This is a genomic window from Polynucleobacter sp. JS-JIR-II-50 (genome assembly GCF_018687895.1).
Lineage (GTDB): Bacteria > Pseudomonadota > Gammaproteobacteria > Burkholderiales > Burkholderiaceae > Polynucleobacter.
Genome location: NZ_CP061307.1, coordinates 806,332 through 823,021, shown reverse-complemented (window position 1 = coordinate 823,021; position 16,690 = coordinate 806,332). Strand labels below are relative to the sequence as shown.

The window sequence follows — 16,690 nt, the reverse complement described above, 5'->3', positions numbered from 1 at the left end:
AGCCGTCACTTCTTAGCAACCAATCCCAATATTGCAGACATGCCAGTGTGGCGCGGGCCCTCAGAAAGCTCTTTCTCGTAACTTACAAGCTCAAGAATTTCAAAGTATTTGGCGAGATCTCTAATTAACTCTTCTGTATAGAGATGCTCTATTAATGATGGGCCGCCAGTTTTGTAATCTAGTTGCTTAGGGGTATAGCCCTGAAGAATGAAGATGCCGCCGGGCTTTGTTGCCTTATAAGCTTGCTCAAAGATTCTAGCGCGCATTGCTGGATCGGAAAATTGAATGAAGATACCTATCACCGCATCATAAGTATTTTCTTGCCACGCATAGCTATCGGTATCAGAGAAGGAATACTCAACTTGCACTTGATTATCTTTGGCAAACTGCTTTGCTTTAGCAAGCGCGATATCAGACGCATCAAATCCAATAACCTGCATGCCTTGCTTAGCAAGCCAGACGCCATTGCGACCTTCGCCGTCAGCAATACAGAGAACCTTATCTTTGGGCTTTAGATATTGCTTTGTTTTCTCAACAAGATACTCGTTAGGCTCTTTGCCAAAAATGAACTCTTCTTTATCAAAGCGTTCGTTCCAAAACTGGGTGGCATCCGCGAAACTCATAGACCTATCCTGATGAACTTGATTATTTTTTGAGTCCACCAACGAGGTCATTCTTTAAGTCGTTAATGTTTTCAAGGCCAACTGCAATGCGTACCAAGCCATCAGAAATACCTGCAGCTTTACGAGCCTCAGGCGTCACACGGCAATGCGTTGTTGTAGCTGGGTGAGTAATAGTCGTGCGGGTATCACCCAAGTTTGCAGTAATCGAGCAAAGCTTAGTTTGGTTAATCAGTTTGAACGCAGCTTTCTTGCCACCCTTCAAGGTGAAAGACACAATCGCCCCACCCTCTTTTTGCTGGCGCATTGCCAACGCATGCTGAGGATGCGATTTCAGGCCAGGATGGTAAACGCGCTCTACTCCAGATTGCTTCTCAAGCCATTGAGCCAAGGCAAGCGCATTCTGACTCTGCTGCTTCATGCGAAGCTCTAAAGTCTCGAGGCCTTTGAGGAAGACCCAGGCATTGAATGCGGATAGCGTTGGGCCTGCAGTTCGCACGTAGGGGAAGACTTTGCCCATGATGAAATCATTGCTACCCACAATTGCTCCACCCACTACTCGGCCTTGTCCATCTAAGTACTTAGTGGCTGAATGAATCACCACATCAGCACCAAGCGCCAATGGTTTTTGCAAAGCAGGCGTACAGAAGCAGTTATCCACCGCGAATAAGGCACCTGCTTTTTTAGCAATCTTTGAAATCGCTCTGATATCAGCAATCTCAGTTAAAGGATTGGATGGCGTCTCTAGATAAAAGAGTTTGGTATTGGGTTGCACAGCAGCCTGCCATGATTTGGTATCAGTCAAATCAGCATAAGTGGTTGTGATGCCAAAGCGACCCAAAATATTGGTGAACAACTGAATCGTTGCACCAAATACCGAGCGTGAGCAAACCACGTGATCACCTGCTTGTAAATGAGCCATTGCCATTGTCAGAATGGCAGACATTCCGGAAGCGGTAGCAATACAAGCCTCACCACCCTCTAGGGCAGCCAAGCGATCCTGGAACATGCTTACGGTTGGATTAGTAAAGCGAGAATAGATAAAGCCTTGGTCAGCATGTGCAAAACCATCAGCAGCTAACTCTGCACTATCAAAACAGAAGCTGGATGTCAGAAACATTGCCTCTGAATGCTCTTGGTATTCAGCAGTGCGACGAGTACCAGCGCGAACCGCTAAGGTCTCGAGCGCTAGCTTAGAAAAATCGGGTTTTTTACGGATAGTTTTGCTCTTCATACTGCTATTTTGACACCGAATTACGAATTTGCCTCGAGTGAGGCAAATTCCTGTCGCTTTTTAGTCTTCGGTGGCCAAATGCAGGTGGAGCTGTGAACGGGCGAAGTCGCTCGAATCCTTCTGACGATCAGCCTTCGCGTCAGAGGTATTTCTAGCGGCCTCCAACGCATCAAGATAGGACTCGGTAATGTCACCCGTAATATAGAAGCCATCAAAGCAAGATGCTTCAAAGTTCTTGATATCGGGGTTGATATCCCTCACTGCCTGCTTCATGTCTTCTACGCTTTGGTAGATGAGCTGATCAGCACCAATCATCTTGTTGATTTCTTCATCGGTACGCCCATAGGCTACTAATTCGCTGCGCGTTGGCATATCAATACCGTAAACATTCGGGAAACGCACTGGAGGCGCAGCAGATGCAAAGATCACCTTTTTCGCACCGGATTCACGAGCCATCTGCACAATCTCAAATGAGGTTGTGCCACGAACAATGGAGTCATCCACAATCAATACTGTCTTGTCTTTAAATTCAATACGCATGGCATTGAGTTTTTGACGAACAGACTTCTTACGAACAGCCTGGCCTGGCATGATGAATGTACGGCCAATATAACGATTCTTAAAGAAGCCTTCACGGTAATCCACCCCCAATTTCTTTGCTACCTGCATAGCTGCTGGACGGCTGGAATCCGGAATCGGCATCACCACATCGATTTCATCGACATTAGTCTCTTTGCGGATCTTCTCAGCCAAGTAATCGCCCATACGCATACGCACGTTGTAGACAGTCACACCGTCAATGGTTGAGTCTGGACGGGCCATATAGACGTACTCAAAAATGCAAGGTGTTAACACTGCATTCGGTACGCATTGACGTGAATAGAAATTGCCATCCAAGTCGATATAAATTGCTTCGCCTGGATGAACGTCACGAACGAAGGTAAAACCTAAGCCTTCGAGCGCTACAGACTCAGATGCAATCATCCACTCAGGACCTTGAGGAGTATCGATACGGCCGATACATAAAGGACGAATACCGTACTGATCACGGAATGCCAATAAGCCATAACCTGCTATTAAAGAAACTACTGCATACGAACCTTTAACGCGATTGGTTACACCTGTAACAGCGTTAAACATCGCGCCCTCATCTAGGGCTGCACTATTAGTTTCTTTTTGAAGTTCATCAGCCAATACGTTAAGCAATACTTCAGTATCAGAGCTGGTATTAATATGACGACGGTCACGATAGGCCATCTCCACACGCAGACTTGGTGCGTTAGTCAGGTTGCCGTTATGCGCCAAGATAATGCCGTAAGGAGCACTTACATAAAAAGGTTGCGCTTCTTCTTCGCTACTTGCAGAACCCGCAGTTGGATAACGCACTTGGCCAATGCCAGCGTTACCAACCAAGCTACGCATATTACGAGTTCTAAATACATCTCGTACCAAGCCATTAGCTTTATGCATCGTGAACGAGTTACCGTTCATCGTTGCAATACCTGCCGCATCCTGTCCGCGATGCTGCAAAAGCAGCAGCGCATCATAGAGAAGTTGATTTACTGGTGAGTGGGAAACAGTTCCGACGACGCCGCACATATCTCTAGATTCCTATTGTTAATTTAGGAGTAATGGTAGGGGTAACTTTAGGCATTGCATCACCTAATTGTTTAGCCCAGTCGGCAGGAAGCCAACTTTTTATTAAACCGGTTGCCATATCAATTGCTGGTCTGGTAATAGCATTCTTCCAGGCCATACTTTGCGGAATGGGTGTGAGCGCAGCCAAGGTAGCCAATACTACTATGACCAAACCGCCACGGATCACACCAAATATCAAACCCAAAAAACGGTCAGTGAGACTAAGACCTACTGACAAAATAATCTTCTGCACCACTCCACCAAACAGACCGCAGATGATCAGGGTTAATACAAATAAAATGATGAAGCTCACACCAAGACTCAGCAATTCATCCAAATGAAATGTCGAGAGCCACTCGGTTGAGAGGTAGTTACTGTAGTGATAAGCAACCCAAGCAGCCGCGAACCAAGAGGCTAAAGCAAGCACCTCTTTAAATAAACCGCGCGAGATGCCTACCAACGCAGAAACCAAGAGCACAACTAGGGTGAAGTAATCCACCGATGTTAGCTTGAGGGTGGACAAGTATTCCATTACTGTTTACCGGACTCGACGAGTCTTGGCGAAAGTCCCATCGCCTTAATTTTCTTTTCCGCTGCTTCTGCAGCATCTTTATCGGTAAAGGGCCCTGCGCGCACAAGGAAAATCTTGCCGCCATCAGCACCCGCCTTATTCAAGACATAACTAGGAATGTTTTGATTTTTGAGTCTTGCGGACAAGGCCTTTACATTCGCCTCAGATGCAAAAGCGCCAATCTGAATAACGTATTTACCTGAACCATTCGAAGCGGCAAGTTTGGCAGCATCATCCGTCTTAGACTTAGGTTCTACTTTAGTAGCGGTAGCAGCAACGACCTCTTCACCAGCTGCCAATCCTAATGTTGCGGATTTATTTGCAACAGGTGCTGTTGGCTTGGTTTCTGTTTTTATTTCTGCTTTAACTTCAGTCTTGGGCTCTGCTTTTGCCTCTGCTGGGGGCACAACTGCAGATTTAGGAGTTTCTTTAGCAGACTCAACGGGAGCCTCTACCTTCGGCTTTTCTTCAGCCTTTGGTTCGGCACCCGGAATAGGTAAGCTGGTAACAATGTTTACTGCGATGTCGTTAGATGATGCCTTTGGTTTATTATCCAAAATACGGGGTAAGCCAATAACAGCAATTAATACGAGGACAGCAGCACCAATCAGACGATGACGCGCTCTTTGCTGTTCTGGATCTTCTGTGAGGGCAAGTTCTTCAGCTTCTGCTGCACGCTGAAAACTGCGTGGGGCTGCTCGTTTGGCGGTGCGACTACCCCTTGAACCTATCTCAAGGTCATCAGACTGGGTTTTTCGCTTAAAAAAGCTTGGTAAACGAATCATGGATCAGTGGGCCTGGTTGTTTCGGTAAGTCATTACGCCTGCAACGGTATAGAAGGATCCGAAGGTCACAATTCTATCACCCTCACCCGCCAAAGATAGCGCTTTTTGATACGCTAAAGCAGGTTCTGGGAAGCACTCAATACCCCCATCCGCCCCATTTTTAGGCTTTACGCCCATAGCCTCAAGCTTCTCGGCCACGGCCTTAGCACTGGCAGCTCTGGGGGTCGGTAAATCGGTACAAAACCAGAAATCTACGATGTTTAAGAGGGGTTTAATCACCCCCTCAATATCCTTGTCAGCCATAGCTCCAAAAATGGCATAGGTGTAGGGGTGGTAACCCATCTTATCGAGCCCCTGAGCCAAGGTAGCAGCAGCATGGGGATTGTGAGCAACATCCAATACCACGGTAGGCTGACCCGGGAGAACCTGGAACCGGCCTGGTAGCTCAACCAAAGCAAAGCCATTGCGAATGTCCTGGGCGCTCACAGGCAGACGTTGATGTAAGGCCATCAAGGCAGCTATTACTGCCGAGGCATTCAGAATCTGATTGGCACCCCGCAGCGCTGGGTAGCCAAGGCCACTAAAGCGCTTTTTGCGCCCTGCCCAACCCCATTGCTGCTTATCACCCTGGAAGTTGTAATCGCGCCCCTGCAACCAGAGATCACAGCCAAGCTTTTCAGCATGGTCAATCAATGATTGTGGCGGTACAGGATCGCCACACACCGCGATATGTCCTGGACGGAAAATACCCGCCTTTTCTAGGCCAATAGCTTCGCGTGTGCCACCCAAAAAATCCGCATGATCAATATCGATACTAGTCACAATTGCGCAATCGGCGTCAACGATGTTGACAGCATCTAAGCGACCACCCATACCCACTTCCAAGACAACTGCATCCAAATTGGACTTAGCAAACAGGTGCATGATGGCTAAAGTAGTGAACTCAAAATACGTTAAGGTCGGAGCATCGACCAGGCTCACGCGAGCATTTTCAACGGCAGCAAAATGTTCAAGCAAGAGATTGTCTTTGACATCTTCACCATTGATACGCGCACGCTCATTGAATTTGAGTAAATGTGGAGAGGTATGGCAACCGACTCTATAGCCAGAAGCCAACAGAATGCTCTCCAGAAATGCACAGGTAGATCCTTTGCCATTTGTACCGGCAACCGTAATCACTGGGCAATCAAAATGGAGATCTAATGCAGCCTTCACGCGATTGATGCGCTCAAGCCCCATATCTATACCAACAGGGTGCGCAGTCTCGAGGTGGCTAAGCCAAGCCTCTAGGCTAGAAAATAATATGGGGGCTTGGTGTGCTGAGCTCAAGCGCTTAAACGACTGCGCTACCCGCGATAGCAGGCTCAGGAAGCTTTTGCAACAAAGCAAGTAAACGCGCAATTTCACTGCGCATCTGACGACGATCAACAATCATGTCAATACCGCCCTTTTGCATCAGGAACTCAGATCTCTGGAATCCTTCAGGCAATTTTTCGCGAACAGTTTGTTCAATCACGCGTGGGCCAGCAAAACCAATTAACGCTTTTGGTTCGGCCATCACTACATCACCCATGAAGGCAAAGCTGGCAGAAATACCACCCATCGTAGGGTCAGTAAGCACGCTGATATAAGGCAAGCCTTTTTTAGCTAACAAGGTCAACATCGAGTTAGTCTTCGCCATTTGGAAAAGGGATAACAAGCTTTCTTGCATACGCGCACCGCCAGTAGCAGTGACACAAATGAAAGCGCACTTCTTATTAATTGCCTCTTGTACTCCGCGGGCAAAACGCTCACCCACTACTGAGCCCATCGAACCACCCATGTATTGAAATTCGAAACAAGCAGCCACTACAGGAATAGCTTCAATCTTGCCACCCATCACAATGAGGGCCTCAGATTCACCAGAAGCATCATTCGCTTCTTTAATGCGATCTGGGTATTTTTTAGAGTCTTTAAATTTCAGCGGGTCAGTTGGATAGATATCAGCACCGATTTCGTAGCGGCCTTTTTCATCTAGCAAGCTGTCTAAGCGCAGACGCGCTCCGATACGCATGTGATGACTACATTTTGGGCATACCGATAAATTGGCTTCAATGTCAGTGCTGTACAAAACAGTTTCACAACTGGGGCACTTGACCCACAATCCCTCAGGTACTGACTTGCGATTTGCAGGATCAGTATGTTGAATTTGGGGTGGGAGTAATTTATCTATCCAGCTCATCAGTTTTTAGCTATCCAATGCGTCGCGTATCTCACGAATGAAGGTTTCCAGTGATTGTACCGCCTGCCCAGGGGGCGCATCCTCCAAAAGACGAATAATTCGGCTGCCGATGACAACCGCATCAGCACTGACTGATACCGCTTTGGCGCTAGCTGCATCACTAATACCAAAGCCGACAGCGATCGGAATATCCGTCTCTTCACGAATTTTCGGGATGATGCTGGCCACATCCTGCGTATTGAGGTTAGAGGCGCCAGTAACCCCTCTCATAGAAACGTAATAGATATAACCAGAAGCTATTTTGGCCGCCTCTTTAATGCGCTCATGTGATGAAGTAGGCGCTAATAAGAAAATCGGGTCAATGCCGGCAACGCGCATACGAGCGGCAAAGTCCACACACTCTTCTGGTGGGTAATCCACTACGAGAACACCGTCGACACCAGCAGCCTTTGCTTCGGTTGCAAAACGCTCTGCTCCCATTTGCTCAACTGGGTTTGCATAACCCATCAAAACAACTGGTGTATTGGCATCCAGCTTGCGGAATTCTTTCACCATCTCTAAGCAGCTATGCAAAGTGACACCTTGAGTCAGTGCGCGTTCCGATGATCTCTGAATGACAGGACCATCAGCCATTGGATCTGAAAATGGCACACCTAACTCAATCACACTCGAACCGCCGCGAACTAATGCATGCATGAGTTCAACGGTTTGTTTAGGATCTGGATCGCCTGCAGTAATAAAAGGGATCAATCCTTTTTTGCCTGTTGCTTTTAGCTCCTTGAAGAGCGCAGTAATTTTTGACATAAGTATTTCTTAAAAGTAATTCTTAACCTTCTGAACCTGTTGCCTGTGCAACGGTATGCATATCCTTGTCACCACGACCAGAGAGGTTGACCAGGATGGTCTTGTCTTTTGGCAAGGTCTTAGCAAGCTTACAGGCATAGGCAATGGCATGAGAAGACTCAAGCGCAGGAATGATACCTTCAATCTGGCAGCAATCATGGAATGCTTGGAGCGCCTCTTCATCTGTAATCGCCACATAGTCTGCGCGACCAGAATCTTTTAACCATGCATGTTCAGGACCAACACCGGGATAGTCCATACCAGCAGAAACAGAATGTGTTTCAGAGATCTGGCCATTCTTGTCTTGCAATAAATAAGTACGGTTGCCGTGCAACACGCCAGGTGTTCCAACGCATAAGGCTGCTGAATGCAAGCCACTACCCAAACCATGTCCTGCAGCTTCGACACCAACCAGTTTCACTTCCGGGAAATCAATGTAAGGGTAAAAAATGCCCATCGCATTAGAGCCGCCGCCAACACAAGCTAAAACATAGTCAGGCTGACGACCAGTCATCTCTGGCATCTGCACTTTGCACTCTTCACCAATCACGCTCTGAAAATCTCTCACCATCATTGGATAAGGATGTGGTCCTGCGACAGTGCCAATGATGTAGAAAGTGTTATCCACGTTGGTAACCCAATCGCGCATCGCTTCATTGAGCGCATCTTTCAAAGTCTTGGTACCAGATTCCACTGGAACTACCTTTGCGCCAAGTAACTTCATGCGGAATACGTTTTGCGCCTGACGGGCTACGTCCACAGAGCCTTGATAGACCGTGCAGTCTAAGCCAAAGCGAGCGCAGATCGTTGCTGTAGCAACACCGTGCTGCCCTGCTCCTGTCTCCGCAATAATGCGAGGCTTACCCATGCGCTTGGCCAACATCGCTTGACCAATCACGTTATTAATCTTGTGTGCGCCAGTGTGATTTAAATCTTCTCGTTTCAGATAGATTTGTGCGCCACCCAGCATTTCGCTCCAACGCTTAGCGTGATAAACCGGTGAAGGTCTACCAACAAAATGTTTGAGCTCGTAATGAAACTCTTCAATGAATTCTGGATCGTGTTGATACTTTGCATAAGCTTCTTTAAGCTCATCTAAGGCAAACATCAATGTCTCAGAAACAAACACGCCGCCGTAAGGACCGAAGTGTCCTCGTGCATCTGGCTTGTCGTACATAGCTACCTCTTTTGATTTATCTATAGCAAATTATTGGGATGATGCTTTGGCATCCGCTGCGCGCACTGCTTGAACAAATTGGGCCATGAGCGCAGGATCCTTAACACCCCTGCTGCTTTCTACGCCACTACTGACGTCAACCGCGCAAGGATGCAGGCGTGCAATAGCCTCGCCCACGTTGTGCGTGTTCAATCCACCACTCAAAACGACCCGAGGCGCGTTTTCGCTTACCCATGTCTGTGGAATCCCTTGCCAATCAAAAGGAACGCCTCCGCCACCATATCCCTCAACCAGGGCATCCAGCAGAAAAGCGTTTGCATCCCCATATTGTAGGGAAAAATCGTCAAAAGCGAAGCCAGTTCCTACACGAGCGGCCTTCATCCAAGGCTCGCCTGCAGCAAGCTGGGCGCAGCGCTCTGGGGTCTCATCCCCATGAAACTGCCATAAGGTGATCGAGGCAGCAGCCCGAATTGCTGCAAATTGCTCATCTGTAGCGTTTACAACCAATCCAACGGCATCTACCCCCGCAGGAAGCCTAGAAATGAGCTGCGCAGCGATATTAGGGCTTACAGCCCGCACGCTAGGGGGATAAAAGACGAAGCCAACAGCATCCACTCCCGCAGAAACAGCAGAATCGATGTCAGCAGCTGTCTTTAAGCCGCAGATTTTGACCCTAGTTCGGCCCGGAGAATATGTCAGTAAGCCCATAAATGAATGATAAAGCCTGGGGCCTTTATTTCCCTTGCTCTTTATTTTGTTTCCCGATGACCTTGGCAGGCAGCCAAGAGTTTTCAAGCCATGGCTGTGGAATAGCAAATTCGTCTGGGTAAGTAATTTTAGCCAAATATAGGCCATCGGCCATAAAAGTAGGAGCGGCGATTTGCCTATTCTTAGCAGCCAGGACTTCGGCCATCCACTCCGGCTTTTGTCTACCCTGACCAATTTGCAAAAAACAGCCGACCACATTGCGGATCATGTGATGCAAAAAGGCATTTCCCCGAATTCGGAAATACAGCCATGGTTGCTCAGAAATAACCTCAATGGAGTAAATCGTTTTTACCGGTGTTTTACTTTGGCACTCGGATGAGCGAAAAGAACTGAAGTCGTGTTCGCCAATCAGGCACTCTGCTGATTTTTTCATGGCTTCCACATCAAGCCATTGATTTGGTGGGACCAGTAAGTAACCTGCGCGTGAGTGCGACATCGGCGAACGACAAGGTCCCGCTTGCAAGGCATAAATATATTCACGCTCATACGCGGAGAAGCGCGCACTGAACTGATCGGAAACCGGCTTTGCCCAGTTCACCACAATCGATGAAGGTAAGAATGAGTTCACCCCCCTTACCCATGAAAAGTCTTCACGCTCAACATTGGTATCGAAATGCACAACCTGTCCTAAGGCATGAACGCCAGTGTCAGTTCTACCTGCGGTAATTGTATGGATAGGATATTCCGCACAAGCCTGCTCACCAACAAAGGCAGAAATCGCCTTTTCTAATTCATCTTGTACTGTGTTGTGATTTACTTGGGTTTGCCAGCCTGAATAGGGGCTGCCGTCATACTGAAGGCCAAGGGCTATGCGCATGGTTTAGGTATTGCGATGCGAAATTTCTGTCAACAAGCCCTGCGCTTCAATGGTGATCGCTGGATCGACAGAATTACTGATACGAAGCACTTCATCCAAAGACTTCTTAGCTGCAGAGAAATCTTCGATCGTAATGTAAGCGCGCGCTAGATTCAATTTCACGCGTAAGGTATCGGCCAAAGGATTGGCTACAGGAGCGCTTGGTATTACAGGTACATCTTTTATAGGCTTTGAAAGATCGAGATCAATACCATCAAACAATGCCTTTGCACGAGCCGGCATTTCAAAATGAGAGCTGGCTGCAGGTTTCTCATTTTTAGCAACATGCTGTGTATCAGCATGAAAGCTTGGCGCTTCTGAGCGACGCGCATTGCGGGCTAATCCCCAGAGCAATAAACCTGTCAAGCCAATCAAACCAATAGCCAGAATAGCCGGACCAAATCCACCTAAGCCAAAATTGCTGTCGACCGCCTTCTTCTCCTTAGATTTATCTAGGAGTCTCTGTAAGTCAGCAATATTCTTTTCTAGCTCAGCAACCCGAGCTTTAGTCTGCTCCAACATCTTCTCTTGAGCAACCAACTCTTCAGTGTAGCGACGCTCTTGATCGTTGCCATCAGTGCTTGAACCAATCTTCAGTCGATCCTTGGGAACAACTTCCCCTGTTTTAGGATTACCTGATTTTCCATTAGCAGTGCCCGCTTCTTTTTCGCCATGTTCTGCTCGCCACTCTTCGTTAGCATCTGCTACAAACTGATTTGCCTCTGCCGGACTAATAGAGCGCAGCAGCGCCAGACTAGGTTTGGACAACTCAGCCCCGGCGCCCAAGCGATTGATGCTACCGCTAGCAAACGCATCGGGGTTGGCCCTATACAAGGCCATCATGGTTTGATCTAAGGTAGCACCATCCAATTGGGGCGCCATGATGGCAGCTATTTCAGATAAGGACTGCCCCGACTTTACGGTGATCTTCTGCACATCACCAAGTAACAATGTGAATGCCTTAGTAAGACTACCGCTAGACCAATTGAGATTAACTAGTACATCTAAGAATGGATCATCAGTCATTGGTACAGAATTGACTGTCTCTACCAAAACCATCAGTTGCTCTTGACGATTGCGATACACCATTGCCTGCGGATTGAGCTCAAGAATCTTTTGTGAAATGCCTAAGCGCTCATAAGATGCCTTATTAGGCATTGTCACATTCAGGCTAGATAAAGCACCTTGCTCATCTGCACCAACTCGAACTGGGATCTCTACACGCAGTGGCTCGCCGGGGCGGGACTGAAGTTGAGGAGCGCCTAAGCTAATCGCACCAGCGATAGATGACCAACTAAGCAGAACAACACAAAGTAGCTTTAAGCCTAGTTGACCAATACGAAACATAAAAGAGAAATTACTTCTCAAGCAGAATGCGAAGCATGCGGCGCAATGGCTCAGCTGCGCCCCACAAGAGTTGGTCGCCAACAGTAAATGCGCCCAAATACTCTGGGCCCATTGCCATCTTATGCAAACGGCCAATAGGTACAGTCAATGTACCGCTGACAGCAGCAGGAGATAAATCACGCTCTGTAGTTTCACGATCATTCGGAACTACTTTTACCCACTGATTATCTGCAGCCAGAATCGCCTCGATCTCTTTGAGTGGAATATCTTTTTTGAGCTTCACAGTCAAACCTTGTGAATGGCAACGCATCGCACCTACACGAACACACAAACCATCGATTGGAATGCTGCCAGGTGTGCGGAATGCAGGTCGACCTAGGATCTTATTGAACTCAGCGCCACCCTTCCACTCTTCTTTAGTTTGGCCATTCTCAACAGGCACGTCGATCCAAGGAATCAAACTACCCGCTAAGGCAGTATTACGGAAATTCTTTTTCGGGAAATCGGCAGAACGCAATGTCTCAGTAACCTTACGATCAATGTCCAAGATCCAAGAAGATGGATCAGCTAACTCAGTAGCTACGCTGTCACGCAAAGCACCCATCTGCAGTAATAGCTCACGCATATTTTGAGCACCAGCACCAGAAGCTGCTTGATAAGTCATCGCGCTGATCCACTCAACCATGTCAGCCTTAACCAAGCCACCCATAGCCATCATCATCAAGCTCACAGTGCAATTAGCACCGATCCAATTCTTCCCACCAGCAGCTAAAGCTTTATCAATCACCGGACGATTAACCGGATCTAAAACTAAAACTGCGTCATCCTTCATACGCAATGCACTAGCAGCATCAATCCAGTGACCATTCCACCCTGCTGCACGCAACTTAGGGAAGATGTCATTGGTGTAGTCACCACCCTGGCAAGTCAAAATGATGTCACAACGTGACAATGCTTTGATGTCATTCGCATCTTGCAAAGTGCTTTCGCTCTTAGTCACTTTTTGACCATTGAGCAAAGGTACTTCGCCACCCGCTTGGCTGGTACTAAAAAATACAGGTTCAATCAGATCGAAATCTTTTTCAGCAAGCATACGCTCCATGAGAACGCTACCAACCATACCGCGCCAGCCAACTAAACCAACCAAAGGTGTTTTTGTATTTGCCATGATGAACTATCTAGTGAATGTGTTTGATTTGCTTCTAGTGAATTTATTACGCAAGCGCTGCAACTACAGCATCGCCCATTTCAACCGTTGATACTTTTTTCGTGCCTTCGGTATAGATATCTGCTGTTCTTAAACCTTGCGCTAAGACTTTCTGCACTGCTTTTTCAATGCGATCTGCTTCTGCAGGCATACCTAATGAATAACGCAACATCATCGCCGCAGACAAAATGGTTGCCAATGGATTGGCGATACCCTTACCAGCGATATCCGGCGCAGAACCATGGCTAGGCTCATACAAGCCCTTATTGTTCTTATCTAAAGATGCAGATGGCAACATGCCGATAGAGCCAGTCAGCATCGCAGCTTCATCAGACAAGATGTCACCAAACAGATTGCCAGTTACCACTACATCAAATGCTTTAGGCGCTTTAACCAACTGCATCGCAGCGTTATCCACATACATATGGGATAACTCAACATCTGGATAGCCTTTAGAAACCCGAATCATGACTTCACGCCAAAGCTGAGAAGTCTCTAATACGTTTGCCTTGTCTACGCTGCACACTTTTTTACCGCGCTTGCGTGCTGCTTCAAAAGCAACATGTCCAATGCGCTCTACTTCAGGTTCGCTGTAATGCATGGTGTCAAAACCTTCGCGCGCACCTTTAAACAGCGGCAACTCAGAAGTACGAATACCGCGTGGCTGACCAAAGTAAATATCACCATTGAGCTCACGCACAATCAAGATATCCAAGCCACCAATGATTTCTGGCTTAAGACTTGATGCAGCAGTGAGCTCTGGGTAACAAATGGCAGGCCTGAAGTTAGCAAATAACTCGAGGTGTTTACGCAAACCCAAAATTGCTTGTTCGGGGCGCAGCTCGCGCGCAAGTGTGTCGTATTTCCAATCGCCTACCGCACCAAACAAGATAGCATCCGCTTTTTTAGCGAGCTCTAAGGTGGCGGGTGGTAAAGGATGTCCAGCGACGTCATAAGCCGCTCCGCCTACGGGAGCTTCTTCTAAATCAAACTGAGGGCCAAGTGCTTGAAGCACCCGAACGGCTTGTGCAACGATTTCCGGGCCGATACCATCGCCCGGTAGAACTGCAATTTTCATGAAAGGCCTTTAAATCAACGAAATTACGGCAATTGTGTCGCAAGCCAAGGCATTTTTAGAATGCGCTCGGCTTCATAAGCCTTGATTTTATCTGCATGTTGCAGGGTTAGGCCAATATCGTCTAAGCCGTTAAGAAGGCAATACTTTCTAAAAGGGGCTACTTCGAAGCTATAAGCAGTGCCATCAGGGGCAATAACCTGCTGTGCTGCTAGATCGATTGTTAATTGATAGCCGTTAAACGCTTGGGTTTCGTTAAAAAGATGGTCAACCTGCATTTCAGTCAAAACAATCGGCAAAACACCGTTTTTGAAGCAGTTGTTGTAGAAAATATCTGCAAAACTAGGTGCAATCACCGCTCTAAAGCCAAATTGATCCAAGGCCCAGGGAGCATGCTCACGGGAACTGCCGCAACCAAAGTTCTTGCGAGCCAACAGAATGCCAGCACCTTTGTAGCGTGGTTGATTGAGAACAAAGTCCGGGTTAATGGGACGCGTACTGCAATCTTGACCAGGCTCACCATGATCGAGGTAGCGCCATTCATCAAACAGATTTTGACCAAAGCCAGTCTTCTTGATTGATTTTAGAAACTGCTTCGGAATAATGGCATCGGTATCCACGTTCTCGCGATTAAGCGGAGCAACTAAACCTTTGTATACCGTAAATTTTTCCATGATTCGACTTTTACTCTATTTACTCTAAATGTTTTACTTCACAGGGGTAACAACAACATCCTTACCCTTGGTTTGAGATTGATTATTTTGCGTGTTGCTTGATCCGCCCATTGAGGTTCCCATGTTCTGCAAGTCTTTACCAACACCTTCCATGGTACTGCTGCATGCAGAAATAATGATTCCAGCGATGCCAATCATTGCGAGTCTAGAAATTAAAGAGAGTGAAGAAAATTTCATTGATGAGTTTCCTTATGAAATCTTACGTACGTCAACAAAGTGACCTTCGATCGCCGCAGCAGCTGCCATGGCAGGGCTAACTAAATGTGTGCGACCACCATTGCCTTGACGACCTTCGAAGTTACGATTCGATGTTGAGGCGCAACGCTCTCCCGGCTCCAAGCGATCTGCATTCATGGCCAAGCACATAGAGCAACCAGGTTCACGCCATTCAAAGCCAGCAGCCTTGAATATACGATCCAAGCCTTCACGCTCTGCTTGGGCTTTTACCAAACCAGAGCCAGGAACAACTAATGCCAACTTCACATTGGCGGAAACTTTTTTACCTAAGCGATCTACAACCTTAGCAGCAGCACGCATATCTTCAATGCGACTGTTAGTGCATGAGCCGATAAATACTTTATCCACAGAGATACTGCTTAGAGGCGTGTTTGGTGTAAGGTTCATGTACTCCAAGGCACGCTCCATTGCTGAACGCTTGTTTGGATCACGCTCTTTTTCTGGATCAGGAACACGCTCACTAATCGCAAGCACCATTTCCGGTGAAGTTCCCCAGGTAACCTGTGGAGCGATTTCTTCTGCACGCAATTCAACTACGGCATCAAACTTTGCATCAGGATCTGAATGCAAGGTTCTCCAATATTGCAATGCCTGCAACATCGCCGGGCCCTTGGGCGCATATGGACGACCCTGAATATATTCAATCGTAGTTTCATCTACAGCAACTAAACCAGCGCGAGCGCCAGCTTCAATCGCCATATTGCAGATAGTCATACGACCTTCCATTGAAAGGTTGCGAATGGCTTCGCCAGCAAACTCAATGGTGTAACCAGTGCCACCAGCTGTTCCAATCTTACCGATCACTGCTAAGACGATATCTTTTGCTGTTGAGCCAGGTTGTAATCGGCCATCTACGCGCACCAACATGTTCTTGCTTTTTTTCATCAGCAAAGTTTGTGTTGCTAAGACATGCTCAACTTCAGAGGTGCCAATACCGAATGCCAGAGCACCAAAGGCGCCATGGGTGCTGGTATGAGAGTCGCCGCAAACCACGGTCATGCCAGGCAAAGTTGCACCCTGCTCAGGTCCAATGACATGAACAATCCCTTGGCGGGTGTCATTCATCTTGTATTGGGTAATCCCAAAGGCATCGCAGTTTTGATCCAAAGTATCTACTTGCAACTTGGATATCGGATCAGTAATTCCTTCGGAGCGATCAGTCGTTGGTACGTTGTGATCAGAAACAGCCAAATTAGCGGAGATGCGCCAAACTGGACGGCCAGCCAAATTCAACCCTTCAAATGCCTGAGGACTAGTTACCTCATGCAGCAGCTGACGATCGATATAAATCGTGGCTGTGCCATCTTCTTCAGAGTAAACAACGTGGTCATCCCACAATTTGTCATAAAGCGTACGAGACATGAGAGACCTTAAATA

17 protein-coding genes are annotated in these 16,690 nt (G+C 47.4%); all 17 read right to left on the bottom strand.

The features are described 5' to 3' along the window. Positions 1-5: 5 nt before the first annotated feature. From FD963_RS04260 to leuC, 17 genes are read right to left on the bottom strand one after another with little or no spacing between them, the layout of a single operon-like run. Entirely contained in the window at positions 6-623 is a 618-nt protein-coding gene (locus FD963_RS04260) for a bifunctional 2-polyprenyl-6-hydroxyphenol methylase/3-demethylubiquinol 3-O-methyltransferase UbiG (RefSeq protein WP_215363307.1), read from the bottom strand. A gap of 22 nt (positions 624-645) precedes the next feature. Further along, entirely contained in the window at positions 646-1,854 is a 1,209-nt protein-coding gene (locus FD963_RS04255; RefSeq protein ID WP_215363305.1) for an O-succinylhomoserine sulfhydrylase, read from the bottom strand. 60 nt (positions 1,855-1,914) lie between these two features. After that, positions 1,915-3,453: an amidophosphoribosyltransferase gene (purF, locus tag FD963_RS04250; protein WP_215363303.1), complete on the bottom strand. Its 1,539-nt coding sequence runs from the start codon at positions 3,451-3,453 to the stop codon at positions 1,915-1,917. A gap of 4 nt (positions 3,454-3,457) precedes the next feature. Beyond that, the gene (locus FD963_RS04245; RefSeq protein ID WP_215363300.1) at positions 3,458-4,024 is read right to left on the bottom strand and encodes a CvpA family protein; all 567 of its coding nucleotides are present in this window, start codon (positions 4,022-4,024) and stop codon (positions 3,458-3,460) included. Next, entirely contained in the window at positions 4,024-4,848 is an 825-nt protein-coding gene (locus FD963_RS04240; RefSeq protein ID WP_215363297.1) for an SPOR domain-containing protein, read from the bottom strand. Before FD963_RS04240 ends, FD963_RS04245 begins: the two co-directional genes overlap by 1 nt. Positions 4,849-4,851: 3 nt before the next feature. Next, positions 4,852-6,177 (bottom strand): bifunctional tetrahydrofolate synthase/dihydrofolate synthase, encoded by a 1,326-nt coding sequence (gene folC / locus FD963_RS04235; protein ID WP_215363295.1) that lies wholly within the window; start codon positions 6,175-6,177, stop codon positions 4,852-4,854. A 4-nt stretch (positions 6,178-6,181) separates the two neighbouring features. Further along, positions 6,182-7,069, bottom strand: a complete 888-nt coding sequence (accD, locus tag FD963_RS04230; RefSeq protein WP_215363293.1) for an acetyl-CoA carboxylase, carboxyltransferase subunit beta — start codon at positions 7,067-7,069, stop codon at positions 6,182-6,184. A gap of 6 nt (positions 7,070-7,075) precedes the next feature. Then, entirely contained in the window at positions 7,076-7,873 is a 798-nt protein-coding gene (trpA, locus tag FD963_RS04225) for a tryptophan synthase subunit alpha (RefSeq protein ID WP_215363291.1), read from the bottom strand. A 22-nt stretch (positions 7,874-7,895) separates the two neighbouring features. Next, the gene (gene trpB / locus FD963_RS04220; protein WP_215363289.1) at positions 7,896-9,089 is read right to left on the bottom strand and encodes a tryptophan synthase subunit beta; all 1,194 of its coding nucleotides are present in this window, start codon (positions 9,087-9,089) and stop codon (positions 7,896-7,898) included. A 30-nt stretch (positions 9,090-9,119) separates the two neighbouring features. Next, positions 9,120-9,797 (bottom strand): phosphoribosylanthranilate isomerase, encoded by a 678-nt coding sequence (locus FD963_RS04215; protein ID WP_215363286.1) that lies wholly within the window; start codon positions 9,795-9,797, stop codon positions 9,120-9,122. Positions 9,798-9,822: 25 nt separating this feature from the next. Further along, positions 9,823-10,674 (bottom strand): tRNA pseudouridine(38-40) synthase TruA, encoded by an 852-nt coding sequence (gene truA / locus FD963_RS04210; RefSeq protein ID WP_215363283.1) that lies wholly within the window; start codon positions 10,672-10,674, stop codon positions 9,823-9,825. Positions 10,675-10,677: 3 nt separating this feature from the next. Continuing rightward, entirely contained in the window at positions 10,678-12,060 is a 1,383-nt protein-coding gene (locus FD963_RS04205) for a FimV/HubP family polar landmark protein (RefSeq protein WP_215363281.1), read from the bottom strand. 10 nt (positions 12,061-12,070) lie between these two features. Continuing rightward, positions 12,071-13,228, bottom strand: a complete 1,158-nt coding sequence (asd, locus tag FD963_RS04200) for an aspartate-semialdehyde dehydrogenase (RefSeq protein WP_215363278.1) — start codon at positions 13,226-13,228, stop codon at positions 12,071-12,073. Between the two features lie 46 nt (positions 13,229-13,274). Beyond that, entirely contained in the window at positions 13,275-14,345 is a 1,071-nt protein-coding gene (gene leuB, locus FD963_RS04195) for a 3-isopropylmalate dehydrogenase (protein ID WP_215363276.1), read from the bottom strand. 23 nt (positions 14,346-14,368) lie between these two features. Further along, positions 14,369-15,016 (bottom strand): 3-isopropylmalate dehydratase small subunit, encoded by a 648-nt coding sequence (gene leuD / locus FD963_RS04190; RefSeq protein WP_215363275.1) that lies wholly within the window; start codon positions 15,014-15,016, stop codon positions 14,369-14,371. Positions 15,017-15,049: 33 nt separating this feature from the next. Then, positions 15,050-15,253, bottom strand: a complete 204-nt coding sequence (locus FD963_RS04185; protein ID WP_215363273.1) for a hypothetical protein — start codon at positions 15,251-15,253, stop codon at positions 15,050-15,052. Between the two features lie 12 nt (positions 15,254-15,265). Beyond that, entirely contained in the window at positions 15,266-16,675 is a 1,410-nt protein-coding gene (leuC, locus tag FD963_RS04180; RefSeq protein ID WP_215363271.1) for a 3-isopropylmalate dehydratase large subunit, read from the bottom strand. Between the last annotated feature and the right edge of the window lie 15 nt (positions 16,676-16,690).